This is a genomic window from Pedobacter sp. Hv1, from assembly GCF_001412215.1.
GTDB lineage: Bacteria > Bacteroidota > Bacteroidia > Sphingobacteriales > Sphingobacteriaceae > Pedobacter.
This window is the reverse complement of record NZ_LLWP01000001.1, coordinates 384735-411420: the sequence shown is the minus strand read 5'-3', so window position 1 is coordinate 411420 and position 26686 is coordinate 384735. Positions and strand designations below refer to the sequence as shown.

Annotated in this window: 23 protein-coding genes; 11 read left to right on the top strand and 12 right to left on the bottom strand. The window is 36.8% G+C overall.

The genetic code is table 11. From position 1 onward, the window contains the following. Positions 1-47 precede the first annotated feature (47 nt). From AQF98_RS01995 to AQF98_RS01985, 3 genes are all read right to left on the bottom strand, one after another. Positions 48-2714 carry a CHAT domain-containing protein gene (locus tag AQF98_RS01995; protein WP_055130243.1) on the bottom strand — a complete coding sequence of 889 codons (2667 nt, stop codon included), beginning with the start codon at positions 2712-2714 and terminating at the stop codon, positions 48-50. A gap of 96 nt (positions 2715-2810) precedes the next feature. Beyond that, a complete protein-coding gene (locus AQF98_RS01990; RefSeq protein WP_152969610.1) occupies positions 2811-4799 on the bottom strand; it encodes a PKD domain-containing protein in 1989 nt (662 codons plus the stop codon). A gap of 82 nt (positions 4800-4881) precedes the next feature. Further along, positions 4882-5847 (bottom strand): hypothetical protein, encoded by a 966-nt coding sequence (locus AQF98_RS01985; RefSeq protein WP_055130241.1) that lies wholly within the window; start codon positions 5845-5847, stop codon positions 4882-4884. Positions 5848-6026: 179 nt separating this feature from the next. Here AQF98_RS01985 and AQF98_RS01980 point away from each other — a divergent pair, with 179 nt between their 5' ends. From AQF98_RS01980 to AQF98_RS01970, 3 genes are all read left to right on the top strand, one after another. Then, positions 6027-6587, top strand: a complete 561-nt coding sequence (locus tag AQF98_RS01980) for an RNA polymerase sigma factor (protein WP_055130240.1) — start codon at positions 6027-6029, stop codon at positions 6585-6587. Positions 6588-6592: 5 nt separating this feature from the next. Next, positions 6593-7321 carry a hypothetical protein gene (locus AQF98_RS01975; RefSeq protein WP_152969609.1) on the top strand — a complete coding sequence of 243 codons (729 nt, stop codon included), beginning with the start codon at positions 6593-6595 and terminating at the stop codon, positions 7319-7321. A 297-nt stretch (positions 7322-7618) separates the two neighbouring features. Further along, positions 7619-9973: a PAS domain S-box protein gene (locus AQF98_RS01970; protein ID WP_055130238.1), complete on the top strand. Its 2355-nt coding sequence runs from the start codon at positions 7619-7621 to the stop codon at positions 9971-9973. 266 nt (positions 9974-10239) lie between these two features. On the opposite strand, the gene AQF98_RS01965 is transcribed toward AQF98_RS01970, so the two are convergent. Continuing rightward, a complete protein-coding gene (locus tag AQF98_RS01965) occupies positions 10240-11136 on the bottom strand; it encodes a LysR family transcriptional regulator (protein ID WP_055130237.1) in 897 nt (298 codons plus the stop codon). 100 nt (positions 11137-11236) lie between these two features. Between AQF98_RS01965 and AQF98_RS01960 the strand changes: the two genes are divergently transcribed. The 6 genes from AQF98_RS01960 to AQF98_RS01935 all read left to right on the top strand — a co-directional run bounded on the left by AQF98_RS01960 (position 11237) and on the right by AQF98_RS01935 (position 15434). Beyond that, on the top strand, positions 11237-11845 hold the full coding sequence (locus AQF98_RS01960; protein WP_055130236.1) for an NAD(P)H-dependent oxidoreductase: 609 nt from the start codon (positions 11237-11239) through the stop codon (positions 11843-11845). A gap of 437 nt (positions 11846-12282) precedes the next feature. Further along, complete coding sequence (locus AQF98_RS01955) at positions 12283-12753, top strand: hypothetical protein (protein ID WP_055130235.1); 471 nt, start codon at positions 12283-12285, stop codon at positions 12751-12753. A gap of 306 nt (positions 12754-13059) precedes the next feature. After that, on the top strand, positions 13060-13710 hold the full coding sequence (locus AQF98_RS01950; protein WP_152969608.1) for a hypothetical protein: 651 nt from the start codon (positions 13060-13062) through the stop codon (positions 13708-13710). A gap of 66 nt (positions 13711-13776) precedes the next feature. After that, positions 13777-14331, top strand: a complete 555-nt coding sequence (locus tag AQF98_RS01945) for a hypothetical protein (RefSeq protein WP_055130233.1) — start codon at positions 13777-13779, stop codon at positions 14329-14331. 18 nt (positions 14332-14349) lie between these two features. Then, a complete protein-coding gene (locus AQF98_RS01940; RefSeq protein ID WP_055130232.1) occupies positions 14350-14718 on the top strand; it encodes a hypothetical protein in 369 nt (122 codons plus the stop codon). 299 nt (positions 14719-15017) lie between these two features. After that, entirely contained in the window at positions 15018-15434 is a 417-nt protein-coding gene (locus AQF98_RS01935) for a hypothetical protein (RefSeq protein ID WP_055130231.1), read from the top strand. Positions 15435-16476: 1042 nt separating this feature from the next. Here AQF98_RS01935 and gap read toward each other — a convergent pair. Genes gap through pfkA form a run of 3 tightly spaced genes read right to left on the bottom strand, consistent with a single transcriptional unit; the run spans position 16477 to position 19321 of the window. Further along, complete coding sequence (gene gap / locus AQF98_RS01930; protein ID WP_055130230.1) at positions 16477-17478, bottom strand: type I glyceraldehyde-3-phosphate dehydrogenase; 1002 nt, start codon at positions 17476-17478, stop codon at positions 16477-16479. Positions 17479-17483: 5 nt separating this feature from the next. Next, positions 17484-18326, bottom strand: a complete 843-nt coding sequence (locus tag AQF98_RS01925) for a hypothetical protein (RefSeq protein ID WP_055130229.1) — start codon at positions 18324-18326, stop codon at positions 17484-17486. A gap of 8 nt (positions 18327-18334) precedes the next feature. After that, entirely contained in the window at positions 18335-19321 is a 987-nt protein-coding gene (gene pfkA / locus AQF98_RS01920) for a 6-phosphofructokinase (protein ID WP_055130228.1), read from the bottom strand. A gap of 124 nt (positions 19322-19445) precedes the next feature. Between pfkA and AQF98_RS01915 the strand changes: the two genes are divergently transcribed. Together AQF98_RS01915 and AQF98_RS01910 are read left to right on the top strand one after the other, a co-directional pair. Continuing rightward, the gene (locus AQF98_RS01915; RefSeq protein WP_055130227.1) at positions 19446-20135 is read left to right on the top strand and encodes an NUDIX domain-containing protein; all 690 of its coding nucleotides are present in this window, start codon (positions 19446-19448) and stop codon (positions 20133-20135) included. 97 nt (positions 20136-20232) lie between these two features. Then, complete coding sequence (locus AQF98_RS01910; RefSeq protein WP_055130226.1) at positions 20233-20613, top strand: T9SS type A sorting domain-containing protein; 381 nt, start codon at positions 20233-20235, stop codon at positions 20611-20613. 469 nt (positions 20614-21082) lie between these two features. Here the strand turns inward: AQF98_RS01910 and AQF98_RS01905 are convergent, their stop codons facing one another. The 5 genes from AQF98_RS01905 to AQF98_RS01885 all read right to left on the bottom strand — a co-directional run bounded on the left by AQF98_RS01905 (position 21083) and on the right by AQF98_RS01885 (position 26685). After that, the gene (locus AQF98_RS01905; RefSeq protein WP_055130225.1) at positions 21083-21934 is read right to left on the bottom strand and encodes a hypothetical protein; all 852 of its coding nucleotides are present in this window, start codon (positions 21932-21934) and stop codon (positions 21083-21085) included. A 285-nt stretch (positions 21935-22219) separates the two neighbouring features. Next, positions 22220-24010 (bottom strand): SusF/SusE family outer membrane protein, encoded by a 1791-nt coding sequence (locus tag AQF98_RS01900; protein ID WP_055130224.1) that lies wholly within the window; start codon positions 24008-24010, stop codon positions 22220-22222. 8 nt (positions 24011-24018) lie between these two features. Beyond that, the gene (locus AQF98_RS01895; RefSeq protein ID WP_055130223.1) at positions 24019-24789 is read right to left on the bottom strand and encodes a hypothetical protein; all 771 of its coding nucleotides are present in this window, start codon (positions 24787-24789) and stop codon (positions 24019-24021) included. A 6-nt stretch (positions 24790-24795) separates the two neighbouring features. After that, a complete protein-coding gene (locus AQF98_RS01890) occupies positions 24796-25293 on the bottom strand; it encodes a DUF5004 domain-containing protein (protein ID WP_055130222.1) in 498 nt (165 codons plus the stop codon). An 18-nt stretch (positions 25294-25311) separates the two neighbouring features. After that, entirely contained in the window at positions 25312-26685 is a 1374-nt protein-coding gene (locus tag AQF98_RS01885; protein ID WP_055130221.1) for a RagB/SusD family nutrient uptake outer membrane protein, read from the bottom strand. Position 26686 lies beyond the last annotated feature (1 nt).

Here is a 26686-nt window from a genome sequence, read left to right as displayed (position 1 = left end):
ATGCAAAATATGCATCAATTTTAAGCTTTTTCGAAGAGCTACAGTATTTAAAAGAATCTACGCTTCATCCATACCACTAATCCCATTACAGCAATCAGGGTAATGCCAATACCTAGTAACAAGCGCCAATTGGTGGTGGTGGCTAACTCAATCTGCTGGTCGGTGCCCATATAGATCAAGCTATCCCAATAATAGGGCAGATAAAAAGCATCAGCAGTTTGTGGTGCATTTAGCCAATCAAGTTTGGCTTGGTGTAGCGCATTACCACTACTTTGTTGTTGCAACAAGTGTTTGTAAAAATTGCTGGTAATTACCGAGGCAGCTACATCATTTACATTCCATAAACCAGCTATGGTTGCAGGGGTGCCAATGGCATTAAAACCTCTCGATAAACTGATTACGCCTTCGCCATTGGCCAATAAACCATCGGCAGTACGACAAGCACTGAGGAGCACTAATGCCGGAGCCTGTTTTTTTGCAGCTAGTTCAAATAAGAACAGCTTTTCTTTGTCGAAATCGAGGGTAGGCTCTTGGTTTTTGCCAGATAAATAAGCATGTGTGCCAATATGTAATACACTACTTTTTTCAAAAGCCTTGTTAAATGTACTGGCATTTACTTCTTCATTAAATAAGAAATCGCCCTTTACTATTTTTTTGATCGCTGCGGCCTCATCCTCAACTGCTTTTAAAGGTTTATTGTTATTTTTTTGATGGGTAATAAAAAGTCCAGTAAAGTTTTGGTTTTGTGATGCCGTTTTGTTAGCTGTTAAGGTTTTTAGCGAAAATGCATAGGAAATGGTATTTTGTTTGATCAAAAATGGCCAATTGGCAATATTAGGGTTATACTTCCCATCGGTAATCAATCCATCAAAAGAGATGTAACCCAATGCGCCATCGGGAACAATGACAACAGATTCGCCTTTTGTAAACTTAGTTCCTTTTAAAATGGATTGATAGAGGTTGTAAGAAGCCTGATAAAATTCTTTTGGGGCATTCAGCATGGCATTCGGCCCTTGTTGAAAATAAACAGTATTGTAAGTTTGAATGGCTGATCTGATCTGTGCAGCATTTTCAATTTTGATTACATTGTTCACTTTTTTGTTATGGATATCGATGAGATAGATCAAATCTCTACCAACAAAATATTCAATGATCCTTTGATTGGGCAAAGTGCTTAACAATTTGCTAATTGGTATACTGTGCTCTTCAATGTTAAATTGTTTATACTTCTGTTTGATCTTTTTATTGACTAATACCAGATCAAATTTTAAGGCAGCTGTGGTCTTGTTGCTCTTGTTTTCTTTAGCTTCAATTTTTTGTTTTTCATTATAAATAATGGCACGCTCTAGTGCCAGCTTTTCTTTAAAAAGAGGATCTTTGGTTTGGTTAGAAATCAGCAATTGGTTTTTATTGATCTGGTCTAAAAGTGTTCTTCCCTTGCTGTATTCTGCTAAATCTAAAATCTCGTTCAGCAGGTTTTTATCCTTAGTCTGTTGATATTGGAGATAACCAATTTCAATACCTCTTTCAGTTAGATTTTTTAAATTGGCCTGTAAACGTTCTTTTGTTACATCATCTGCAAATTCATTTCTAATCTTGTCTGCATAAAACAGGGCCAATTTAATATTGGCTAAGGCATCCATTGGTTTTTTTAGCTGCAAGTAAGCATTCGCTTTTTGCTCAAAAATATCAACCAGTTTATTGTCTCCATATATTTCTTTGGTAATGATGCGATTGTTCTTATCCGTAATTTTTAATGTAAACAGAGCATTGTTAAATAGTTCAATGGCCAATAATGGTTGGTTCTGACTTAATTTTATGTTTCCTTTTAAAATCAAGATATTCGCCTTTTCGCGTAACCTACTACCTCTAAAATAGGTATTGAAAATGTGGAGCGCTTTGTGGAGGTAAACATCAGCTTTTTTAGCATTTTTAAGGTTAAAATGGGCTAGGCCAGCTGTACTGTAAGCACCCATTAGCAAATAAGCATTATCAAAGTTTACATCTTTCTGTTTGGCGATATCATTTTCAGCAAGTTTTACAGCTGCTGCATTGTCCCCCTTTTCAATTAAAATATTGGCCAATATGTTGTTCAGTATGAAGTCGACCCCAACCCCGGCTTTTGCTAGCTGAAGCCCAGTTCGAACATTTTTTTCGGCATCTTCTAATTTGCCCATAGAACGATAAGAGGTAGAAATACTACCATAAAGTGATGCAATATCTTCTGGAGCTTGTTTGGTTTTGATCAGATAGTTTAAAGTATTCAATTGTAACTTTAATGCCCGCTCATAATCGCCCAAACGTGTATAGTTGTTACTTAATGGTTTTAAGGTGTATTCGGTAATCTCGTAATTAGATGCCTTTTGTTTGACATAATAGGCATAAGCAGCCTCGTAACAGTTGATAGATTCTAAGATGTTGCCCTCCAATAGTTGGTAATAACCCTGTGTGTTGAGTAGACTAAGATAGGCATGGTCTTCTTCCTCTTTTTTTGTTTTTCTCCAAAGTTCCTTCTGGGTCTCTATCAGATACGATAAACGTATTTTCGGTCTTGCAATGGCATAGTCTAAGCGCTCATAAACCCATGCAATAATATTGTCTTTTGCTCTTAAAGAATCCAACCTATGGTTAAAGGCTACATCTTGCGCAGAAACGGCTAGGCCTAGACAGCTAAATAAAACAAGGCAATAAAAACGTAACAAGGCTGAACGCATAAATAGGATTGCATTTCAGCTAATTTAAAGAAATTATTTAGCTTATAGATTAATCCTTAGCTCCACAACAAATCTTAGACTATGGACTAAAAAAAGCTAGAACTTCCAAGTTACATAGGTAGCCATTCGGTTATTGTTTGTCTTCGGATCGTAAAGGTATCTAAAACCAATAGAAGGGCCAACCCTAACCAAGCCCAACTGTACATCTGTAAAAAATGAAACCCTTGCATCAGCAAAGTTTTTTTTCGCTTCATTGGCAATCACCTGTAGGTTAGGCTCTGCTACACCTGCAGCATTGGGGCTAAAAGTATAGTCTAAAACATCAGTAGCTTTTTGATAAAGATCTAAAGACACTAAAGTGCCTGCTCCAACACCTATAAAAGTATTCAAGTTGTATCTTACCTGTAAAGGAACTGCATTGATGGTGGTAATCTTTTCTGTTCGGGTATAATCTTTTTTAACAATAAACTGGGGTTTTTGGTTAATAATCGTATCCCTTCTTTTGGTGTCAGATTCAACTAAAAAGCTACTTTCTTTAAAAGAATTGAGGTACAACTCAACTTGCCAATAAATTTTGTAAGGCGAATAAGGTGCTAAACTAGCTCCAATTACCATGTTTTTATTGTTTAGGTAATTTTTATTATCTGTTTTAAATGGAAAGCCATAACCCAAAATAAGGGCAGGGGAGAGCCCCATTTTAAATCGGCCAACTGCTCTGTTGGTATAAATGGGCTCGTTTTTGTCAAATACAATGGCAGCTCCACTTTTGATGGGTAGTTTTTTAGGTTTTTCTTTAAACTTAATGGTATAGGCTACAAAGCCCATGGTAGAGTCGGCATCGTTAACACCTTTTTGATCGAGTCCAGGCAGATAGATGTTGCTAAATACAAAATGTACACTGTCTTTCCCCATGATGGTTTTGATGCAACTTTGATTGGTATAGGCCGAATCGCAATTGACCACTTCTGGTTTGGTACCTGTTATTTTTAGGGTAGTGGGATCAAATACTTCAGAGATATTTACGGCCACATCTACTTTTTTTGCTGGACCTTTACCCGTATTTTGGAAACGGATCTTATAACTCAATTCCCTGTTTTTTCCAGTAAGTCGATAATTCATTCTACTTTTTTTCAATACCATTTTATTCGGGTCGTGAGAGGCTACAATCTGTAATTCCATGTTAAAAAACTCAGTTTCGATCAAAGGATTATCAGGGATAAAAACAGCCGAAATCCGAACCACCGCATTGGTATCCTTTAACATTTCTGGTGTAGTTTTAAAATGCATAAACAAAAAACGTTCTTCATTCTGTTTCAAATTCTCAAAACGCCAGCTTTCGTGATTTTTAAAATCTTTGGCCTTATCCTTTAATAAGATGTTTGCATCAGCCTGATTAGTGGCTGGCAGCTCGTTGTTTATTGAAGCATAATAGATCGGCTTTTTCGCACCTGGCAAATAGGCCACATTCAACATCGATTTTAGATCGGTTTTTTTCTCGCCGTTATAGGCCCTACTTTCTTGTAGAACAAAGTTATTGTTGGCAAATTCTCTATCATTGTATAAAATAGCTACAGTACCACTTATGTTCTGTTGGGCATTGGTGGCTTTGTTCCGGTAGCCAAATACCACCATCATGTCATCGCCAGGTTTGGGCATGCAATTGCTTTTCATTTCTATGTTGCCGCCCATTTTAAATAAAGTAGGCTCTTTACTATTCGAGGCTAACAGTAACATGGGTTTACTTGCTCCTGGTTTAATTGGTTTAGGTTTGGTAGGTGGTCGTTTGCCATCATCATAAAGATTGGTAGCAAAAAGTCTTACCATTACAGGGTCTGTACTTTTATAGATATGGAAGGGATTCTTTTCAAAACTAAAGCCGCCATCACCAAATTCCCAAAAGTAGGTGTAAAATGGGGCAGGAGCACCAGCAATTTGTCTTAACGGCCTCAATTCTGAGCTAAATTGGGTAATACCATCTTTGGTGGTATAATTAACAATGGCGGGTACAGTATCTGTGGGCAATACTTGTGCAGAAACTGTAGTTAAACCAAGGCACCATAAAACTAAGAGTAGCGATCTCATCATTATTAAATTTATATATTTTTATCTACAAAATGCAAAAAAGGTGAAGCCGGTTACAGCTTCACCTTCCAATTGGTTTTTATTTTTAATACGTATTTAAGCTGGTAATGGCCGCTTGCACCTGTGCTTCGGTAGTTTCTATTAAACTTAAACTAATGTTTTGACTAGCAACAACCGTAGTTTCCAATTCTGCATAATAGTATTTGCCATCTTTGATACAGAAAGAAAGGAATTTGCCCTGTACGCCAATTGGCATTAGGTTGTCGTAGCTTTTTACTTTGTTGGGTCCATCTGGGGTATACAATTGAGCGGCTACATTGCTTCCTTTTGCACAAAAGAATACAAATGTTTCGCCGGTATAGGCCATAAAGGTAGCCATGTTGCCAGGATTGTTCAATACCTCAACTCTAACGGTTGTTTTAGGGTTGGTATAGCTATAGAATACATCGCAATTGATCCAACCTAAAGTGCCAAAGTTAAAGTTGTAAAAACCGTTGATTGGGTTTGCCTCGAATGGGGCACCATTTGCATTTATCTTTGGTGCTTGCCAAGCCATTTGGTTTGCTGCGGCACCTGCATTTTCTACGCCTTCCCAAATTTGGGTAAACCCTGTTCTGGTGGCAGGTATTTTAATGGCTAGGGGTGAAGCTAGGGTCTTGTCAACGTCACTATTGCCAACTTTCGCATTGATAAAGATAAAACCATCAGATGCCAATGGCGCACCACTAATGTGGTTGGTATTGGTACCACTAAATAATACATCGCTTCTTTTTAACATTTCCATTGCTTCTATGGTAACCTGACCTGTAACTGGTGCACCTGCAATTTTAAAAGCGTTAGCCGGAATGGTAATTACCGTACCACCTTTTAGGGTTAAGGTATTTGCGGTGGTGGCATTAATGGTAAAGGTTTGTTTTTGTGGGCCAAATAAGGCTACAAATTCTTTAGCGGTTTTTGCAACGTTGCCATTGGTTGCGCCATCTTTTTTGCAGGCTACCATACATAAAACAATAAGGGCAACTAATACTGATTTTAAGTTTAACTTTTTCATGATTTCTATATTTTAAAAACTGCTTACTCTTTTTAAGGCTTTTCAGCGTCGGCCATTTCATAGGGTTTGATGATATATCAGACGGATCGGAAATTTGTTACCCCTTTATTTTCGATTTTTTTTTGGCAATGGACAAGAAAGGTTAAATTAGAGCACAAAACGTTTAAAATCAATCGTCAATGGCCAAAGCAGTACATCTAGATCAACGCTATCTTATTGGGTTGGTAAATAATGATGCCGCAGTAATTAATGAGATCTATAAAAAATGTGCAGGCAAAGTAAAATCGTTTATTGTATTTAATAATGGTACAGCTAACGATGCCGAAGATATTTTTCAAGAGTCTTTGGTTGATGTGTATAATCAGGCCAAATACAAAGATTTACAGCTCAGTTGCCCTTTTGAGCCCTTTTTGCTATTGGTGTGCAAACGCAAATGGCTCAATGAACTGAAAAAAAGATCAATTTCACCGGTAACAAAAGGAGAGGATGATTTATTACATATTGGCGAAGATACATTTGAACAGGCAGAGCGCTTGGAAGAAGAAAAAGAACAGACTACTTTATTTTTAAAAGCCTTTGAAAAACTAGGCGAACGCTGTAAAGAAATTATTAAATGGAGCATGCAGGGCGAGGCACAAGAAAAAGTGGCTGAGGCCCTGGGCGTAACTTATGGCTATTTAAGAAAAAAGAAGTCGGAATGTATGGCAAGCCTAATTAAAATGGTGCAGATTAATCAATAGAAATGATGACTGAGGATAAAATCTTATTAACAGCCCGCTATGTAGAGGGCGATATGGATGAAGCTGAAAATGCCGATTTTGAAATGCGTATGCAAAGCGATACTGAATTGCAGGAGCATTTAAAAGATTATAAGCACGTTCATCAGCGTTTAAAAATACAATTGGCACCAGATCAACAAGATATTGCCTTTAAAGAAACATTGAAGCATACAGGGGCTCAATACTTTGCAGCGCCTAAAGTAGTTTCATTTAAAACCAACCTTAAATGGTTAAGTGGTGTAGCTGCAGTTTTAATTATTGGACTTTTGGTTTGGGCACCTTGGCGTAGCAACCTTTATCAAACCTACCATATTGATGCGCAGATGCTGGTAACCGAAAGAGGCGCCGAAAAAATTACCGATCTAGATAAAGCGGCCGTCCTTTTTAATGATCAAAAATATGTAGAGGCTCAAAATCTATTGGCCAAACTTGTCCAACAACAACCAGAAAATGCAATGATCCATTACTATTATGGTTTAAGTTTAATTGAAATTAATAAGTTGGTTGAAGCTAGAAGTATATTGACACCAGTATATGGTAACGAATCTGTTTTTAAATATGATGCAGCTTATGCTATTGCAATGAGTTATTTAAAAGAAGATCAAAAATCCGATTGTAAAATATGGCTCCAAAAAATCCCGGAAGGAACCACGCACTATCAAAAAGCAATAGAACTGTTAGGTAAACTTAAATAACAAGTATCAAATACGTAACCATCTAAAAACAACTCCACACTAAGGTGCCAAAATTTTGACTATAGGTTAAATCGTCTAAATGTTTTAGTTTGTGTTGTTTTTTGTGTTAATATGTTGTTTTATAGCTTGTTGCGTTTTTGTTGTTTCGTTTTTATCAAGTGTTTTTTCTTTTAAGTAAATTTCTTTAAGTTAAAATTGTTGTTACACTATTGCCAATTTTGCTATATTTAACGCAACTAAATTTATGCCCTCAACTAAACTCATACCAATGGCACTCCTTAATCAGATATAATACTTATGGACAAAAAGTCTTCTAAGTTGAGCATCTGGTTTTTGTCGAGACCAAAAAGAACAGGTGCCATCTTCTTCCTTGTGTTGCTAACCTTCATTTCATTAATTGTAATGCAGCGTTACCAACTATTTAAAGAGAACAAGCAGAACCAATTGTCTAACATACTGGAAGCTGCCGAAAAAAACATAGAACAATCTTTAAAAAACAGCTATACTGTAGCATTAACTTTAGCCCTAACTGTAAATAACGATGGCGAACCCATTAATTTTGAAGGCGTAGCAGAGAAGCTGATCAAGTCTAATCCAGATCTACAGGCAGTACAGTTGGTGCCCAATGGAGTAATCAAGTACGTTTATCCTTATAAAGGCAATGAAAAGGTATTGAATCTAGACTTGTTTAAAAGTGTAGAACGAACCGTTTTAGAAGTCAACAAAACGATCCAGAGTCGTAAAATGTACTTTCAAGGCCCTGTTAAACTTACCCAGGGGGGAATTGGGGTAGTAGGCAGATTGCCATTGTACATCAATAATAAGTTTTGGGGCTTTTCTGCTGTAGTGATCAAACTCGATGTGCTTTTTAAAAATGCAGGTATAGACAATAGCAAGTACGAACATTATAAATTCCAGTTTTCTAAAATAAATGAGCTGACCAAAAAGGAAGAGTTCTTTTTGCCATTGAATATCGATGTGTCAAAAGAAATCTCCAAATCGGTGGTTTTCCCAGATGGCGATTGGAAATTATATATCATCAATACCAATCCTTACGATACTTGGCTTGAAATATTAAGTGCCATTATTTTTGGATTTGGCTTAGCTATACTTTCTACTTATCTGCTCATCAAACTCCTTAAAAAGCAGGCACTATTGCAAGTTCGTTTCCGTAACCAGGAATCGAAACTGATAGATACCGAAAGTAAGTTTAAAAAGATTTTCGACCACGCAGCCATCGGCATTGCAAGAGTTAATTCCATAACTGGTCAAATTTTAGAAGTGAACCAATACCTGTGCAATTTTTTAGGCTACAGCAAAGAAGAGCTGATGCAAAAAAAGATCAAATCTATCATCTATCCCGATGATTTGGCCGAAGATGGTATTTTGTTTAAAAAATTGTTATCTGGGCAGATCAGACAATTTAACAAAGAAGAAAGATACCTTAAAAAGGATGGCAATTTGATATGGGGCAACGTGATTATTACCCCATTATGGAATGAGGGTGAAGAACCCAATAACCATATTGTAATTGTAGAGGATGTAACCAAACGCAAGGAAGAAGAGCAGTTGATCATCGATTCGCAAAAAAGAATAGAATCCTTAATTAACACTATTGACGGTATTGTTTGGGAGGGCGATTTAGCTACGCATCAGTGTAGCTTTGTAAGTAAAAAGATTACAGATATTTTAGGCTATGGCGTTGAAGAGTGGAAGAGCAGCCCCAGTTTTTGGATAGATCACCTGCATCCAGATGAAGTAACACACATGAAAGCCTACCTCGGCCAATATATTAGCGCAGGTAAACAACATGATGCTGAATACCGGATGTTGGCCAAAGATGGTACTGTAGTTTGGATCAGAGATATTGTTACCGTAATAGAAGAGCCAGATCAGCCTACCAAATTAAGAGGGGTAATGATTGATATTACCAGCAGAAAAGAAGCAGAAACTGCGTTAAACAAATCATTTACTTTGGTAACCGAACAAAATAAACGCTTGTTAAACTTTTCTTACATTGTGTCGCACAACCTGCGTTCGCATGCCAGTAACATTCAAGGCATTTCTGCTTTGATAGAGAGTGCCAAGACCGAGGATGATAGAGATGAGATGATCCAGCTTTTAAAAACAGTAGCTGGCAACTTAAACGAGACCTTGTTTAACCTTAATAACATTGTAAATATACAAACCAGTATAGATACAGTAGTAGAGCCTTTAAATCTGAGCGTGTACATTGCTAAAACCTTGGCCACGCAAAATGCACAGATCTTAAATAGAGAAGCACAGATCGTAAATAAAATAGGTCAGGATATTGTGATCAATTATAACAAGGCTTATTTAGAGAGTATTTTGCTTAACCTTGTTTCTAATGCACTTAGGTATAGTCACCCAGACCGTAAACCTGTAATTACTTTAACCTGTTTTGAAGAAGATGGGCAGCAGGTGCTCAGAGTATCAGACAACGGAGTAGGTATAGATTTGAACAAACATGGCAGTAAGATGTTTGGTATTTACCAGACCTTTAATGGCAATGCCGATGCCCGAGGTTTAGGCCTGTTTATTTCTAAAAACCAGATCGAATCTATGGGTGGTAAAATTGATGTAGAGAGTAATCCGGGTAAAGGCACTACGTTTAAGATTTATTTCAAGTAAAAAGTACTTAGTACAAAGTATAAAGACATGATGCTAATTAGTTCATTGGTTCACTTGTTCATTAGTTTAAGTAGGGAATAGGTTAGTAAAAAGTAGTTAGTACAAAGTATAAAGACTTAGCAAAGTATCCCAATTTTGTGAATAAACTCCGATGTCATCACATTTTGTGAATATTGCCCACTTATAACGTAAAACCTTGAACTTATAACGTACAACTTAAAACTTTCCACTTATAACTTAAAACGTACAACTTATAACTTTCTACTTTACCCCATCATTTTCCTAAACAAGTCTTTAATCAAATTGATCTCGTCTACGTAAACTGTTTTCTTTCGATTGCCAAAATACAATACGTTCTGCAAAGGTGTATGTCCTTCCCAAACCAGTTTAACCTGTCCGGCTTCTACTTCTTTGCGACATAAAAAATCAGGAACAATGGCCAAACCCTTACCACCAGTTAAACAACGGACAATAGAATTCAAGTTTGGTACAATATAGTTAGGTCTAAAATCGGGGTTTTTATTAAAGTTGAGCTGCCAAAACCTAAACAAATGTTCCATATCGCCTGTGGTACCATACCACTTCTCGGCCTTTAACCATTGTTCAGCTGCATCAAGATCGCCCTTGTTTAATAAGGCTTTAAAAGCTTTAGTATCTGTATCATTACCACCTACCAATACAATGGTTTCAGAAGAAAAAGCCTCATGTACAATATTGGTTGATGTACCCCTTTGCGGGGTAATAATCAGATCTAAAATACCTTTCTCCAAGTTGTTAAGCATTTCGCGGTACTCGCCAAAACGGATAATTACATTAAAAGGCAGGGTATGTACATATTGCTCTAAAGTAAGCTGAAAGGTTTCGAAACACATGCCTACACTAATGGTAGGTGTATGTTTTTCTGTGCTTTTCTGAAAAGTCTTTTCTACTTCCTCCAATTTAGTCAAGGGATCAATCACAGCATTGTAAAACACTTTTCCCTTTTCTGTAGGGATCATTTTGCGGCCTGTACGTTCAAACAATTTGTAACCTACATAACTCTCTAAAGAGGTAAGGTGCAAACTGGCACCGGGTTGCGAAATGAAAAGCACCTCTGCTGCACCGGTTAAAGTACCCGTTTTATAGATTGCCTTAAAGGTGCGGTACCATTCTAAATTTACCATGGGCTTAACTATTATAATTCTGATACAAAGGTATGAATTAACTTGTTTTGATGATAATTGATGAGCTGGTAAATTTGCCTCATCAAAAAAGATAAGATACATGAAAAAGATATTCATTATAAATGGCGGCCAGAAATTTGGTCACTCTGGTGGTTTGTTTAACGAGACCATTGCGAATGCTACAGCTACATTTTTTAACCAACAAGAAGGTTTTGAAATTCGAACAACCAATATCAACGAACCTTATGATGCCAAAGCTGAAGTAGAAAAATATACCTGGGCGGATGTCATCATATACCATACCCCAATCTGGTGGTTCCAATTGCCATATGCCCTTAAACAATATATAGATGTTGTATTTAGCGAAGGTTACCAAACAGGTATTTACGAGAGCGACGGCCGTTCTTCTAGTAACCCAGCCATTAACTACGGTACGGGTGGTATGCTGCATGGTAAAAAGTATATGGTTACGAGCACTTGGAATGCGCCAAAAGAAGCCTTTACCTTACCAAACGAGTTTTTTATGCAGACCAGCGTAGACGAAGGAGTTTTATTCGGTTTTCACCGGATGAATGCCTTTACAGGGATGACCCCGCTACCAAGCCTACATTTTTACGATGTATTAAAAAATACTGATATGGAAAGAGACCTGAAACAATACCAAACACATTTAGAAGAGATTTTTGTAAAAGAAGAAGCTGAGTGTTAGTTGGGTTGTGGGTTATGAGTTATGTGTTGCAGGTTATGGGTTGCTAGTTGTGTGTTGTAGGTTACAGGTTGTAGGTTTTGGTGTTAAAGATTAATAGGAGTGGGGAATAAGGATTTGAGGTAGGAGATGGTGTAGTGAGATTCGCTACGATCTTCTAATTATTTCCTATTCCCCATTCCCTATTTACTCCTTATCAACAAGAATGAATTTTACGAACTATTAACCCAAAATTTGTATATTTCAGTTGCCTGTTTGCATGTGAACCAATGAACAAATAGGGAAAATGGAAAAGGGGAGATGGAAGATGGAGTTGAAAGTTTTAAGTGCATAATATTCACAAAATTGAGATACTTTGTACTAATCATAAGAAGTAAATACAAATGGTAAATTGGCTTATATAAAAAATGGATCTATAACACCTACAAACCAATAAACATATGATCACAAAAGAGCGGCTAATGATATTGATGTTCGTACTATTTCAAATAAGCTGTACTGAGCAAAAAATTGAAAAATACAATGTTTACTCTACGCTAAAGGATAAAATTTTATTGGCAAAAGAATCAGGCCAAAAGGTTAAACTGGAGCTTTGCAATATAAACTCATTCAAATGGGATAAAATTATTATCATACCGCCCTATTCGACAGCAAAAATGCTTGAAAAATATAAATTAGACAATACAAGATTTGTAGAAAATAAGCTGCTGGATTCTTTATATCTTGAAGACAAATGCTTATTGTTATTTGTAGAAAAAAAGACAATTATGAAGTACAACTTTATGCCTCGTGTGCCTTTGGATTTTAATTATATTAATGATACAGATACTATTAAAATCTTATCAAAAAAAATGGCATGTGAACAGCTTTACATTCATAATGTTAATAATAATTTAAAGTTAGTTTATTAAAACTATTGTCTAATTCATTCTAAATCTCTCTTATAGGCTCATTACTTTGTCTCATAATTCAGATCAAATTCGTTTGCTACTTTTTAGCTCGCCTTGCGTTTTTCGCTTCAGCTTCACAGCTGCGTTGTTCGTGTCATGACATAGCCAAAGTCATGCTACGCATTTCTCCTTTGGCACTTCGACTCAGCTCACAATGCAGGCTAGCAATTGCGGTTTGCATTTTAATATGAAGACTTAAAACAATACGTTATCTTAGTTTATTCCATAAACAATATTAAATCGAAAATTCAATAATATATAATGACAATGTGCAACTTAAATATCTCTCTCGAAGATATAAGTAATACCATAAGCATTTGTACTCCGTTTATACTACTCATTTGGTTTTACTACTCCCAAAAGCAATCACTTTCTAAGATTTACTATAATCAAATTGATGGAATTTATGCTGGATATACAATTCCAACGACTCCGGAAGAAGGAAGATTTACCAAAGCAGGAATGATTTTTAATGTTAGAGATACTGATGATAATGGCTACTTTAAAGGCGAACTTGAGTATGTGGAAATAAGGCACTGGACTAATAATCATCAAATTTATTCAGAAAGAATAATCGAGGCTCAGTATATGTTTTTAGGTAATGTCCGATTTGAACTTTCCTTAGATAAAACACGTCATCCATTTAAACAAGGTGAAAATAGAGTTTATACGGGAATTCTGTCTATTGTTGATAGATTAGACTTCCAGTTTGAAGAGTTTAAGATTGAAGATTATTCAAGTGCTGAATACAAGATTACTCACTTTCGTGAAATGCAGGTGATGAAATTTGAACTAATCAAAAAGCATCGACCTGAATTTGCACTATTGCCCAACTCGTTTACTCTATATAAGTCGATAGGATTTGATTTTGAACCCTATACTTCAGTCAAGTCTGATTTGTTTCCAAACCTTAGCTAACACTTTTTCATCTAGCAATATACTTATCTTAACAGTTCTAATGGAATTAACATCTATATTTAAACTATGAAAGATACAATGCAGGTTGACGCTAAAGATGCTCAGAAGTACTTTGATGCCATGACAGAATTTCAATTTACTCACAACGAATTAAGAAAAGACTTTAACAGTATCTATGAGATTGTGGGTAATTTAGATGAAATGAGCTCATCTTATAAACCTTTGTTAAGAGCTTCACTTAAAGAACTTTTTAGTCTAATCGAGGCTGACCTATATCTATATAACCAGTACAATGCTTATACTAATTACTTTGATAAAGAAGCTTTCAGTGATAAGTTTAAAAAAACCTTTAAGAGACATGGGCGGACGTTTAATAGGATGCCTGATGTATTGTCATTTAACTCTTTGAATTTTGAATTGTTTAATGAATTGAAAGCTAAGAGAGATAAAATTACTCATCCAAAAGGATTAGCTGACCTTCATGTTGACAGGAATGATTTAGCATCAATCTACAAATTCTATGTACTTTATACTGACCATGTAAATAATTTAATGACTGGAACTTCTTTTTCATATACAATGCCAATAAGAGACATTTTAGCTTGGAAAAGCCAATTATAAGTCAATAGATAACTAAACATGAATTTTAAAAGAGGCGAGATACTTCGCGCATCAAAAAGGGGACGGAAACAGGGTTTCCACTATATCATATATTATAGTGGTTTCGATAACAATAATTTTATAGGGGCAATGTTAACTTCTATGGTAAGTGATAAGAACGTTTTACTTAGTCCAGAACATTTTGAACAATATAATCCACAAGGAGACAGATACCAAGTTCAATTCGACGATTCTTATGTTGTTATAGCAAAGCTAATAAAATTAGAGAGTTGGGGGCCATTTATACCAAAAGGTCAGCTAAGTCAAATTGGCTGTGAGTTTATAACAGATTTAATAGATAATTTACAAGAGGAAACCTGGGAGGATTATTTAAAGAGAACAAAGTAATAGAAATCAATACTTTGTTGCTTTTATTGTAAGTAACCAATCCACAATTGCCGTTAAAACAAATGGAACGAGATTTTGAACATAAATTAAAAATAATTGGAGACGTTTGGAACAGTTTCATTCTAAACTATAAATACTGTTCAAGTAAAATCAAGTTTAACAAAGAAGCAAAAATTTGTGTTTTTACATTTTGCTATTGATGTATTTAATAGCCCTCCTCTGGCGCAAGCGTCCCACTTGTGCACTTATAAAAAAAGACGGATATTGACATCTTCAAGTTTACTATTATCTTAGTAATCATGAATAGAAACATCATTAAGCAACTCCGATGGTTGGTAGTAGTACCTGCTTCCATTGGGTTAGGTATCTTGTATGCAACGTATATTAGTCCAATTTTAATGGGAGGAATGAGCAATAGTTTTGAACATGGTGCTAGCCCTTTAATGGCTAGTATGATAACAATTGTATCAGCCTATATCATTGCTCCAACATATAAGTTCAAGACTTCATTAACAATTGCATGTTTATGGTTGTTAGCACCACTTACAGGTATAATTATCATGATATTTGGCATTAAAATAAACGGCGAAGAACAATATCTTCTTGATGGCGGTGTTGCATTGTTTACTACAATACTAGGAGTACTTTTTGGCTTATTCATTACATGGAGGCTGACCGCCAAACATAATCAATCAGATGAAAAAATAATTGTTTGATTTATCCCATTGTAACTAAGTGTACTCAAATTACAAAAGGCTTATAAACAAGAAAAGAGATCATCCATCCAGACTGATCTCTTTTTCTAACCAAATATAAACCTGTATGAACGGGTTATTTTTTTATAAGCCAATTGGCTTCTTTTATCTTTTTTTGTGGCTCTTGTAATTGCTTACTCACCAATGATGATGCAAATATATAAATTATTTTCAATAGTGTAAAAAGTACACTAAGAAAAAACATAATTATTTCAAATTTTCTGTTATTCAAATGACAAAAGGGCGCTCCTGCATTGTTTTCGTCATATCTATAACGCAAAAGTACCCGTAATATTTGATCAAAAAGGGGTTAAGGTGTTAAATGTTTGTTAAATAATCACCTAGTTCATTGGTTTTGTTAGCCGTTTTTGAAACATGAAGGCATTAAGTAAGGTTAAGGTTTTTCTTTGTTGTCTTCACTTCTTAATGTTGAAATAGCACTTCGACGAGCTCAGTGTGACAGAGGGTTGAAACATGAAGGCATTAAGGAAGATTAAGAGTTTCTTCATTGTCTTCACTTCTTAATGTTAATACTTCGACGAGCTCAGTGTAACAGAGGGTTGAAACATGAAGGCATTAAGGAAGATTAAGAGTTTCTTCATTGTCTTCATTTCTTAATGTTAATACTTCGACGAGCTCAGCATGACAAGGGATTGAAACATTAAGGCATTAAGGAGAGTTAAGGTTTTTTATTGTCTTCACTTCTTAATGTTAATACTTCGATGAGCTCAGTGTGACAGTGGGTTAAAACATTAAGGCATTAAGTAGAGTTAAGGTTTTCTTAGTTAGCTTAACTTCTTAATGTTGAAATAGCACTTCGACGAGCTCAGTGTGACAGGTCGTTGAAACATTAAGGCATTAAGGAAGATTAAGGGTTTCTTCATTGTCTTCATTTCTTAATGTTAAAATTGATAGCCTAACTGCGGTGGTGAAATTTGTGAACACAAAAAATGGCAATACCAATTAAGATACTGCCATTATATTCAAACTTATCGAAGGTTTTTTATTTTAATGTTCCGTAGTATTCTACAAATTTAGCCAATGCTGAAGAATAACCCCACTCATTGTCGTACCATGAAACTACTTTTACAAAGTTGTCGTTCAATGCAATACCAGCGCCAGCATCAAAGATAGAAGCATGGTCATCGCCAATAAAGTCTGAAGAAACAACCTCATCTTCAGTATAACCTAACACACCTTTTAAAGCACCTTCAGATGCTGCTTTCATCGCATCTTTAATTTGCTGATAGGTAGCAGGTTTTTCTAAACGTACAGTTAAATCTACTACAGAAACGTCTGCAACAGGTACACGGAAAGCCATACCCGTTAATTTACCCTTTAAAGCAGGGATTACTTTGGTTACCGCTTTGGCAGCACCAGTAGAAGAAGGGATAATGTTAGAGAAACCACCACGGCCACCTCTCCAATCTTTTGCAGATGGACCATCAACAGTTTTCTGCGTTGCAGTAACTGCGTGTACGGTACTCATTAAACCTTCTGCAATACCCCAATTATCATGCAATACCTTAGCAATAGGTGCTAAACAGTTGGTAGTACAAGATGCATTAGAAACCACAGTCTGATCAGCAGTTAATTGATCGTGGTTAACGCCCATTACATAAGTAGGGATGTCGTCATCTTTAGCAGGAGCAGAGAACACTACTTTTTTGGCACCTGCAGCAATGTGTTTATCGGCATCGGCACGGGTTAAGAACAAACCAGTAGATTCGATTACGATCTCTACACCAACTTCGTTCCATTTCAGGTTTGCTGGATCACGCTCTGCAGTAATGCGGATCGTTTTTCCATTTACCACCAATTGTCCATCTTTTACTTCAACAGTACCGTCAAAACGGCCATGTGTAGTATCATATTTTAACATGTAAGCCATGTAATCTGGCTCGATCAGGTCATTTATCGCAACAATATCTAAGCCTCTTTTCAATGCAGCCCTAAAAACTAGTCTGCCGATGCGGCCAAATCCATTTATTCCTACTTTAGTCATTTTTATTAATTTGAGTAATAATCAAGTAAATTGTATATCGGTTCTTTTGTAATACTGATGATATTAATGTCGTGTTTTTCGGCAGTTAGGCGTAACCTATCTTGAAATGTTCCGGCTACGCTACCTACAAAGTGTACTTCTTCGTTAGGGTGGTGGGCCAATGTTGGTACCAAGTAGGTTTTGATGTATTTTTCAAATGCCTGATCTATCAGCTGCTCCATGTATTTATGATTTCTGTTGTCAACATAGAAATCAAAAAAGGAGCTCAGGTAGTTCTGTGCATTTGGTTTTTTGTAGATTTTCTCTAAAATGATAGGTCGGTCTACATTGTATCTTTCTTCAAATTGTTTTTTAAGTTCGGCAGGGAGCTTGTCTTCTAGAAAGTTCTTTAACAACATCCGGCCCAGATAGTTTGCAGAACCCTCATCGCCCAAGATAAAACCTAGGCCATAATTGTTGTGTTCTGGTTTCTTGCCATCAAAATAAGCACAGTTGGCACCGCTGCCCAAAATGCCTACAATTCCTTTTTTATCGTAACAGGCCGCAATAGAAGCACCATATAGATCGTCTTTAACTTTGATCCTACTATTAATAAAAAACTGTCCCAAGGTTTCGGCCAGGTCTTTTTGGCTTTCTACCGATGATGCACCAGCCGCAAAAACATAGATCTTTTTAATGCTCTCTGCGTGGTTAATCAGTACAATGTTCTTATTCAAAAGATAAAGGATATGCTTTTGATCGTTAAAACAAGGGTTGATGCCGGGCATGGTACACTCAGCTATGGTTTTACCTTCGTTAGAAATTTTCCAAAAAGCACTTTTCGATCCGCTATAAACTACTGCTATCATATTTTATATTATATAGACAATACATGTGTCATCTCTAATAAATCGTCTTCCAATTTATAGGTATGTGCATGTAATGCCTCATCTATGCTTGTTAATTTAATCTCGTTGCCACGTAAACCTACCATTTGCATGCTTGCGCCTGCAATGAGGGCGTTAACAGCTGCAAAGCCTAATCTGCTACCCAAAATACGATCGAAACCACTCGGACTGCCACCACGTTGTAAATGGCCTAAAATGGTTACTTTGGTATCGTAATGAGTGAATTTTCTTTTTACACTTTTGGCAATATCATAAGCGCCGCCATATTTGTTTCCCTCAGAAACAATTACAATGCTCGACGACTTTTTGGTAGATACACCCGCTTTTAATTTAGAGATCAACTCTTTTAACGAGGTTTCTTTTTCAGGCAACAACACTGCTTCTGCACCACTTGCAATAGCGGTACGTAGGGCAATACAACCAGAATCTCGGCCCATTACTTCAATAAAGAACAAACGGTCGTGAGAGTCGGCTGTGTCTCTGATCTTATCAATGGCTTCGATAATGGTATTTACAGCAGTATCGTACCCTAAGGTAAAATCAGAACCATAAAGGTCGTTATCAATAGTGCCGGGAATACCGATTACATTGATACCATATTTTTTGCCAAACCGCTGTGCACCGGTAAACGTACCATCGCCACCAATTACAATCAGGCCATCAATCTCTTTTTGTTTTAGGTTTTGGAAGGCTGTTTCCATACCCTCGTCTTCCTTAAACGCTAAACATCTAGCTGTTTTTAAGATGGTGCCACCCATGTGTAAAATGTTACTTACAGAGCGGGCATCCATCGGCTTAATGTTGTTATCAATTAAACCTTGATAGCCCTGCATTACGCCGAACATATTTTTGCCGTGGTATATACCAGTGCGTACAACTGCTCGTATACAGGCATTCATGCCGGGGGCATCTCCTCCAGAAGTTAGTACAGCAATATTTTTAATACTTGGTTCCATTATATTACACGAATATAGTGTGTATTTTTTACACTAAGTAATTTTTTTTTCATTATTTTTACAAAATAACCGAACAAGTGTATTTATTTTGTTCTAATATTATAAAATATAAAACGATTTTGTCTTGAAAGAAGTATTACCTGTATTTAACTCGGCCGTTTCTATTGATTGTGTTTTGTTTGGCTTTGATGGTGGCGAACTAAAGATCTTATTGATAGAAAGAAACGAAGAACCTTTTAAGGATTGGTGGGCATTGCCTGGTAACCTGGTTGGCGAAGATGAGAGTGTAGATCAATCTGCTTCTCGGATTTTACATGAGCTAACTGGTTTAAGTGATGTTTACATGGAACAGTATTATACTTTTGGCGAAGTAAATCGACACCCACAGGGTAGGGTAATTACTGTGGCCTATTATGCCATGCTGCGGTTAGGGGGTGATAAAGCGTTGAAACCTTTAACCAATTATGCTAAAAAGGCGCAATGGATTAATGTAAGTGAATTGCCTAAGCTGGCTTTTGACCATCAGCATATTTTTGACAAAGGCCTAGAAAAGGTAAAACGAAGAATTAAACATTTGCCAATTGCTTTTGAACTTTTGCCAGAGAAATTTACCTTAACACAGGTGCAGAATGTGTATGAGCTTATTTTAGGCAAAAAACTGGATAAACGGAATTTTAGAAAGAAAATATTAAGTTTTGGGGTATTGAAAGAGCTTGACGAGAAGCAGAAAGGTGTTTCTTTTAGGGCAGCAACTTTGTATAAGTTCGACAAACGGAAATACGCCAAATTGTTTAGTAAAGAGATTTCTTTTTAAGTGGAAAAGACATTTAATTATAAATAAAAAAATAATCAGCATTTCCTTAACTATTTTATTAGGGAAGTGTTATCTTTACACTATCAACCAAGTATTAATGGCGAAACTCTACAAATTAATTGTACTTATTATCGGTTTAACTGCGATGAACACAGCTGTTCAGGCGCAAGTAAGCGCTAGTAATGCAATTTCGCCAAGTACAAAAGAGTTGATCCAAAATGTTGGTTTTACCAACTATCCAAATCCTGCAGTTACTTATACCAATATTGCTTATAACTTGGCCACTAGGGCGAAAGTTAATTTAAGGGTTGTTGACCTTACTGGAAAACAATTGGCCGTATTGGTAAAACAAGAGCAAGCAGCTGGCAGACAAGAGTATTACTGGAACTTGAGTAAGTACAAGATCACTTCTGGGATGTATATCTTAATCCTTCAAATTGATAACAAAAGCTACAGCAGAAAAGTTATCGTTCAATAAAGCTTAAAGCGGAAAGCAAAAGGCTGAAAGCTCAAAGCATTCAATTGTAAACTGGTACTACAAAAATTCACAACTCTATCAATAAATAATCCTTAGTCTTTATTCATTCGTAGGCACTATTTGCATAACCCGTTGGCGTGGACGCCAACTTGAGCTAAAGTTGTTTTATATATTTAACTATTTCCAATTAATGATTGTCACACTGAGCTTATCGAAGTGCACTACTAAAAGGTCTTCGACAGGCTCAGACTGACATGGTTGATATAATTAGTTCATTGGTTCAGTTGTTCATTGGTACAAAGTATAAAAACAGAATAGCTCATTGGTCATTAGTTTACTGATAAAGCTCAAAGCGGTTGAATTGTGAACTGGTACTGGCAACTGAGAACTGTCGACTGCAAACTCATAACTTACAACCCATAACCCATAACTCAAAAAAAAAGCCTCGATTAATATTGAGGCTTTTTTTTTATTTTTTGCTTAAATGGTAGTCTACCAGATCGTCTATTGGCGAGCGGATAATTTTACCTACGCCCATTTCGTATCTATCGGCTACGATACTTAAAATATCTCTAAAGCTATAACCTACAGAACCTACACAGTTTAATGCATAGTTTTTGTAGTTAGGATAGTGGATTACTAAGTTCTCGAAGAAAGCGGTAAAGGCATAATCTACCACACCTGTTGTATATTCTTCGTAGCTGTCTTTAAAATCGTAAATAAACTTGCTAAAGCTAGCGCAGAAACGGTTAGGTAACGGCTTGTTGTAGATATGCTCAAAAATATCTTCGTTGGTTAATGCGTAATTGTCGTAAAAGCTTTCTCTTAATCCTTTAGGCATGTAACCTTTCATGTAATCGGCCAAGATGCGTTTGCCAATGTAACTGCCACTGCCTTCGTCTCCTAAGAAATAACCTAGCGAATCGATGTTCAATGAAATGTCATTGCCATCGTAAAGGCAAGTATTGGTGCCTGTGCCTAAAATTGCAGCAAAACCTTCGTTATCTCCTAATAGGGCACGGCATGAAGCTAATAAATCGTGACCGATGTTAACTTTGGCATTCGGAAATACTTTTTCCATGGCATCTGCTACAATTTTTCTTTTTGCATCAGTAGAACAACCTGCGCCGTAATAATTTACTTCTGTTAGCTTTTCTGGTTCTAAATGGTCTGGTAAAGAACTTTTCAAAGAGTTTTCAATATAATCGCTATCAGAAAAATAAGGGTTGTATCCTTCAGTGTTAAAATGGATTTTTCTTCCCGCTTCATTGATTAAACACCAATTCGTCTTTGTTGATCCACCGTCTGCAATAACTATCATTTTTTTGGTTTGTTAAGTTATGTATTAAGTAAAAAGTCTACCAATATATGTGGGTTTTTTTGAAAAAAAAATTAAAATTTAGTTTTTTATTCCTTAACACTGAGTTTATATCAAACGTTTGAATTAGTGGTTTTAAGGGCATTATCTAATAAAGTGTACTTTATACACTAATAAGGCCTAATTAAGACCAGTTTTGGCTTTGGTATATGGTCTGATTTTCCGAAAAATAAAACATAAAAAAAGTCCTTAAAATTAATTAAGGACTTTTCTATTTTGAGGTATGTTTTAATTTTTGGTAATGGTATAGGTTCTATTGTACTCGTCTAAAGTAATGGTATAACTGCCTGCAGTAGCAATCATCAGGTTGTCGCCACCTTCCGCAATTGCACCTGCTTTGCCACCGTAGTTATAATCCCAACTTCCTTTGGTTACAATAAATTTAAACTCTCCAGCTGTCATTGCTGTGGTTACTGTCCATTTGCCATTGCCACTATAAGTCATGGCAGGTAGCGCAGCATTACCTGCAGAATTATCCCAACCACCAGCAGTTGCATTACCTACCAAGAATATGGTACCATCGGTAACCGAGTATTTCAGGTTTTTGATGTCTGTTCCGTCCCAAATGATTCTGCGTAAGCCAGATGGCCCTACAACAGGGAAGTTGCTTTCATTTGTTTCTGCCAGCACACCGTCTGCAGTACCTTTGCCATAATCTCTAGATTGAGATACCGGTCCACCGCCATTTGGCCATTCCGCACCGTCAATCATTTTCCATTCCTGTCCAGCAGTTAAATTTACAAAGCCCATAAACTTATTGGTGCCCATAAAGTTTAAACCTTGGCTAGGGAAAATATTAGGTGGGTTCCAGCCTGCGGCAGTTGCGCCACCTACAGCACCCATACGTCCGTAGTTTGCCTGTACATAATATTTAAGGTTCTTTTGATCGAAGGTTACACGGTAAACGCCAGAAGGACCATAGTTTTCAATGTTTACTTCGTTGTCTACCACAGCATCGCCTGGGCTTCCAGGTTTCATGCCCCAGTCTGAAGCATTTAAGCTACCACCTGGCCATTGTTGTTGGTTCAAGAATTTCAGACCACCATTACCTGCATTTAATTTTACATAAATGTAGAAGGTACCTGGGTTTGAAACATCGGCAATCATTGGTAAAGCATTTTCTGCTGTCCAGCTTGCAGGTGTATCGCCACCAACCAAGAAAATTTTAACCTCTCTGGTAATCACCAGATCATTTACATAATCTGCTGTTTTTTTGAAATTTCCAGAAGTTGCTTCAACTGTCCATTGCAAAGCAACAGGGGTGGCCTGATCTGTAAAACCAGCGGCACTTAGCTTATCGCTGATATCTTTATAACCTACAGCTAAAGCAGAATCTAAACCGTTATTGTTTGAGGTATAGGTAAATAAAGGACTAGCAAAGTTGCCACCTTTAGCTACAAACTTGATTTGATATTTAACTAGATTGGCTGCTACTCCAGGAAATGATTTTTGCCATTTAAAGTTCAGGAAATCTGTAGTTGAGTTTGGATTGATCACCAATGAAGTATTCGAAGAAACAGGACCGTACAACAAGAAGTTGGTTACCCCATCGCCCATACGGGTAATGGCAATGTTCATTGCTGTTCCAGTAGTAACTACCTTTACATTGCCATTGGTGGCTTGGATAGCCCAGATCAGGTCAACTTTTGCACCATCTGCAATTGATTTTGCTTTTAGAGCATCGTCTAATTGTTTTTGAGTTAAGGTTAAAGTAGTACTGGTACCCGCATTATCTGATGGAAACTCAATAAGTGGTACGTCTATTGATCCAGTTTTTAACGCAGCTACAAATTTATAGGTAGGTTTTGTGCTTACACCTGGTGTAGCAGCAGTCCAACTAAAAGTAATCTTGTTACTTGGCGTAGCTGAGTTTAATACCAACATGGTATTGTTTACAGGAGCAGCAATAGCAAATGCACCCAGCGCTTCGCCTTTAGACACCTCATCGAATTCTGTTTTTTTACAACCAAAAGCAATTGCTACAACTGCCAATAGTGTATATAATATCTTGTTTTTCATTTTTGAGCTTAATTAAAGACAGTATAAACAACTTCGTTTACAGGAGCGCTTGTAGGTATGTTACCACCATTGGCATCTTTAATACTCCCTGTAAATTGATAGGTGAACTTATTTAGTTTTGTTCCAGCTGGAATGGTAATTACACGATCTGGAATAAATGAATAGGAATAAACAGTTGTAGATTCTTTAATAGCCACTAAACCTGTTTTGGTACCCACTACGGCTCCGGCATCGTTATAAAAAGTTAGGGTAACTTTTACGTCGAACATTCTTTGTACGTTCTGTTCTGTGGCCTGATCTTGGTGAAAATAAACCGTACTCATGTCGGTAGCATCTAATTTACCCGGAAAGATCCTGAACTGTGATGGACTAAATACCAAAGGGTCGAATTTAAAGGGCTTAAAATCTTGTGTTTGTTTAGAGCCATCTTTGCTTTTGCCCAAAAAACCAAAGTTGATTAGTTCTGCAGGGCTTTGGCCAAATAGGGTAGTGCCAGTAAATTTGAAAGTAAATTTGTTAGTGGCAATTTTGGTCATTCTTGCTGCATCAGAAGAATTACCCCATTGACCATTGGTTAAGGCATCTTTACCACCTCCAACACCATCGTTAGAGAACATCCAAAGGTAAACATCGTCTTGTCCAGCCATTGGTGTACCCGTTACATCTAAGGTAATGGTTACTTCGTCTTCTGCGGTAAAAGTAGCAGGGCTGAAGGTAACTTGTGCAAAAGCAAAAGCTACGCTGAAAGTAAATATGATTGATAATATCAGTTTTTTCATGATGGATTATTTTTTAGTGAATTCATAGATATAACTCACGACAATTTTGCCATTTGCTTTTTTGATCTTTCTCAGATAGAATTTTCCGCTTTTTAAACCAGCGTAAGAACCCAAGGTGAGATCGGAAGTCATGTTTCCATTTTTTAATGTAATAATGGTAGGCGCTTTGGCATTGTCTACCACCCAGTTTCCTGTATTAAAATCAGAAATCTTTGGCGAGTTGCCTGGCGTAATGGTAAACGAAGTAGGTGCCCCCGAAGCATCGCCTTGTAAGGCAATAGACAGGTCTTTATAGGCATATACATTGGTAATGTCTAGCTGTTTGTAAGGAAAGCCCTTAGTAGTGGCATCTTGGTCTACCTGGGTAACTTTTGTTAAACCCCAAGTACCCTGCATTTCCTTTAAAATATTGTCTTCGGCACCAATAGGCCCAAATTCTTCTGGCTTGCAACCCCATACCGAGATTACACATAAGGCCAAGATGATATATTTAATATTGTTCATTTCTTATCGAATTTAATTTTAGTTACAGCCACCTTCAACATTGCGTTGGAAACTGGTATTACTTGCCATTTCGCTTACTGGAAATTGTAAGATTAAACCTGTACAATTCCAAATTGCACCGCGTCTATCAATATTTTCGCCTTTGGCACCAATTCTTTTAATTTCATACAAACGGTCTCCTTCTGCTACCATTTCTATCAAGCGTTCTGCACGGGCATTGGCTTTGATCAAAGCGGCCGATGAATTGGCTGGGATAGATTTGGTACCTGCATAGGCTCTGTTCAAGATATCGTTGATATCGCCAACGGCCACACTTAAATTGGTATTTAATTCTGCAGCAGATTCTGCCCTGATCAACTTCATTTCTGTTAAATGGAGTACAGGTACATTAAATCTTTCTTTGTTGTATTTGGTGGTTACAATTTCGCCTGGATATTTTACCGTATTGAACCATGCTTTACGCACATCGTTAGTGGTATTAACAAATGCATAAAAAGCAGGGGTGAACCTTAAGGTTGGCAAGTTAAAATCAGAACGGAAGTTGTCTCTCAATGAACCACCAGTGCTGTAACTGCCTTCAGTATTGATGATCTGAAAAATAGCTTCTGTACTTAATCCTTCAGAAAATCTTTTGGTATAATCTGCTTCGAAAGTGAATCTGCCACTCGTAATTACCTGATTGGAATAAAGATAGGCATTGGTGAAATCGTTCATAGAGAAATAAACCCTTGCCAATAAAGCTTTGGCAGCTAATTTGGTCGGATAACCCGGATTGACATCATTTAGTTTAGTTTCGGCAGTTTTTAGATCGGCGATGATTTGATCGTAAACCTGTTTTACCGTTGCTCTTGTAGCAGGCTCTATCGCTGTGCTTGTTCTTAATGGTACACCTAGCTGGCTATTGTCTGCTGTTGTGCCATAAGGTTGTGCCCAAAAGCGTACAGATATAAAATGAGCAAATGCACGCACAAATCTAGCCTGACCTTCTAAGTCATCTCTTTTAGCAGCAGTAACACCTAAATTTTCGAGCACGGTATTGGCTCGGTAATTGGCCTGATAAATTTCGGTATAGAAACCATTTTTGTAATCGCCAAAAACAGAGGTTTTTCTATTGTAGATCTCGCCGTAATCTCCATTTAACAAATTACCTTGAAGATTGTCTGCCATCAGTTCTGAAATTACCTGATATTTTCCGCCAAATACACCGCCACCCCCTAATATCTGATAAGCTGAATTCATTACCGCTGCTACACCAGCCTCGTCTTTTAAAGCTTCTGCTTTAGTAACCACATTTAAGGGTGGAGCATCTAAAAACTTTTCACAACTTGTTATCCCTGTAACGATCAGTAGTAAACAAACTCCTTTTGCTAGTATTTTATAATTGATTTTCATT

Coding starts and splice junctions, on each gene's coding strand:
- AQF98_RS01995 (WP_055130243.1), bottom strand. CDS start 2,714: ATGCGTTCAGCCTTGTTACGTTTTTATTGCCTTGTTTTATTTAGCTGT.
- AQF98_RS01990 (WP_152969610.1), bottom strand. CDS start 4,799: ATGATGAGATCGCTACTCTTAGTTTTATGGTGCCTTGGTTTAACTACA.
- AQF98_RS01985 (WP_055130241.1), bottom strand. CDS start 5,847: ATGAAAAAGTTAAACTTAAAATCAGTATTAGTTGCCCTTATTGTTTTA.
- AQF98_RS01980 (WP_055130240.1), top strand. CDS start 6,027: ATGGCCAAAGCAGTACATCTAGATCAACGCTATCTTATTGGGTTGGTA.
- AQF98_RS01975 (WP_152969609.1), top strand. CDS start 6,593: ATGACTGAGGATAAAATCTTATTAACAGCCCGCTATGTAGAGGGCGAT.
- AQF98_RS01970 (WP_055130238.1), top strand. CDS start 7,619: ATGGACAAAAAGTCTTCTAAGTTGAGCATCTGGTTTTTGTCGAGACCA.
- AQF98_RS01965 (WP_055130237.1), bottom strand. CDS start 11,136: ATGGTAAATTTAGAATGGTACCGCACCTTTAAGGCAATCTATAAAACG.
- AQF98_RS01960 (WP_055130236.1), top strand. CDS start 11,237: ATGAAAAAGATATTCATTATAAATGGCGGCCAGAAATTTGGTCACTCT.
- AQF98_RS01955 (WP_055130235.1), top strand. CDS start 12,283: ATGATCACAAAAGAGCGGCTAATGATATTGATGTTCGTACTATTTCAA.
- AQF98_RS01950 (WP_152969608.1), top strand. CDS start 13,060: ATGTGCAACTTAAATATCTCTCTCGAAGATATAAGTAATACCATAAGC.
- AQF98_RS01945 (WP_055130233.1), top strand. CDS start 13,777: ATGAAAGATACAATGCAGGTTGACGCTAAAGATGCTCAGAAGTACTTT.
- AQF98_RS01940 (WP_055130232.1), top strand. CDS start 14,350: ATGAATTTTAAAAGAGGCGAGATACTTCGCGCATCAAAAAGGGGACGG.
- AQF98_RS01935 (WP_055130231.1), top strand. CDS start 15,018: ATGAATAGAAACATCATTAAGCAACTCCGATGGTTGGTAGTAGTACCT.
- gap (WP_055130230.1), bottom strand. CDS start 17,478: ATGACTAAAGTAGGAATAAATGGATTTGGCCGCATCGGCAGACTAGTT.
- AQF98_RS01925 (WP_055130229.1), bottom strand. CDS start 18,326: ATGATAGCAGTAGTTTATAGCGGATCGAAAAGTGCTTTTTGGAAAATT.
- pfkA (WP_055130228.1), bottom strand. CDS start 19,321: ATGGAACCAAGTATTAAAAATATTGCTGTACTAACTTCTGGAGGAGAT.
- AQF98_RS01910 (WP_055130226.1), top strand. CDS start 20,233: ATGGCGAAACTCTACAAATTAATTGTACTTATTATCGGTTTAACTGCG.
- AQF98_RS01905 (WP_055130225.1), bottom strand. CDS start 21,934: ATGATAGTTATTGCAGACGGTGGATCAACAAAGACGAATTGGTGTTTA.
- AQF98_RS01900 (WP_055130224.1), bottom strand. CDS start 24,010: ATGAAAAACAAGATATTATATACACTATTGGCAGTTGTAGCAATTGCT.
- AQF98_RS01895 (WP_055130223.1), bottom strand. CDS start 24,789: ATGAAAAAACTGATATTATCAATCATATTTACTTTCAGCGTAGCTTTT.
- AQF98_RS01890 (WP_055130222.1), bottom strand. CDS start 25,293: ATGAACAATATTAAATATATCATCTTGGCCTTATGTGTAATCTCGGTA.
- AQF98_RS01885 (WP_055130221.1), bottom strand. CDS start 26,685: ATGAAAATCAATTATAAAATACTAGCAAAAGGAGTTTGTTTACTACTG.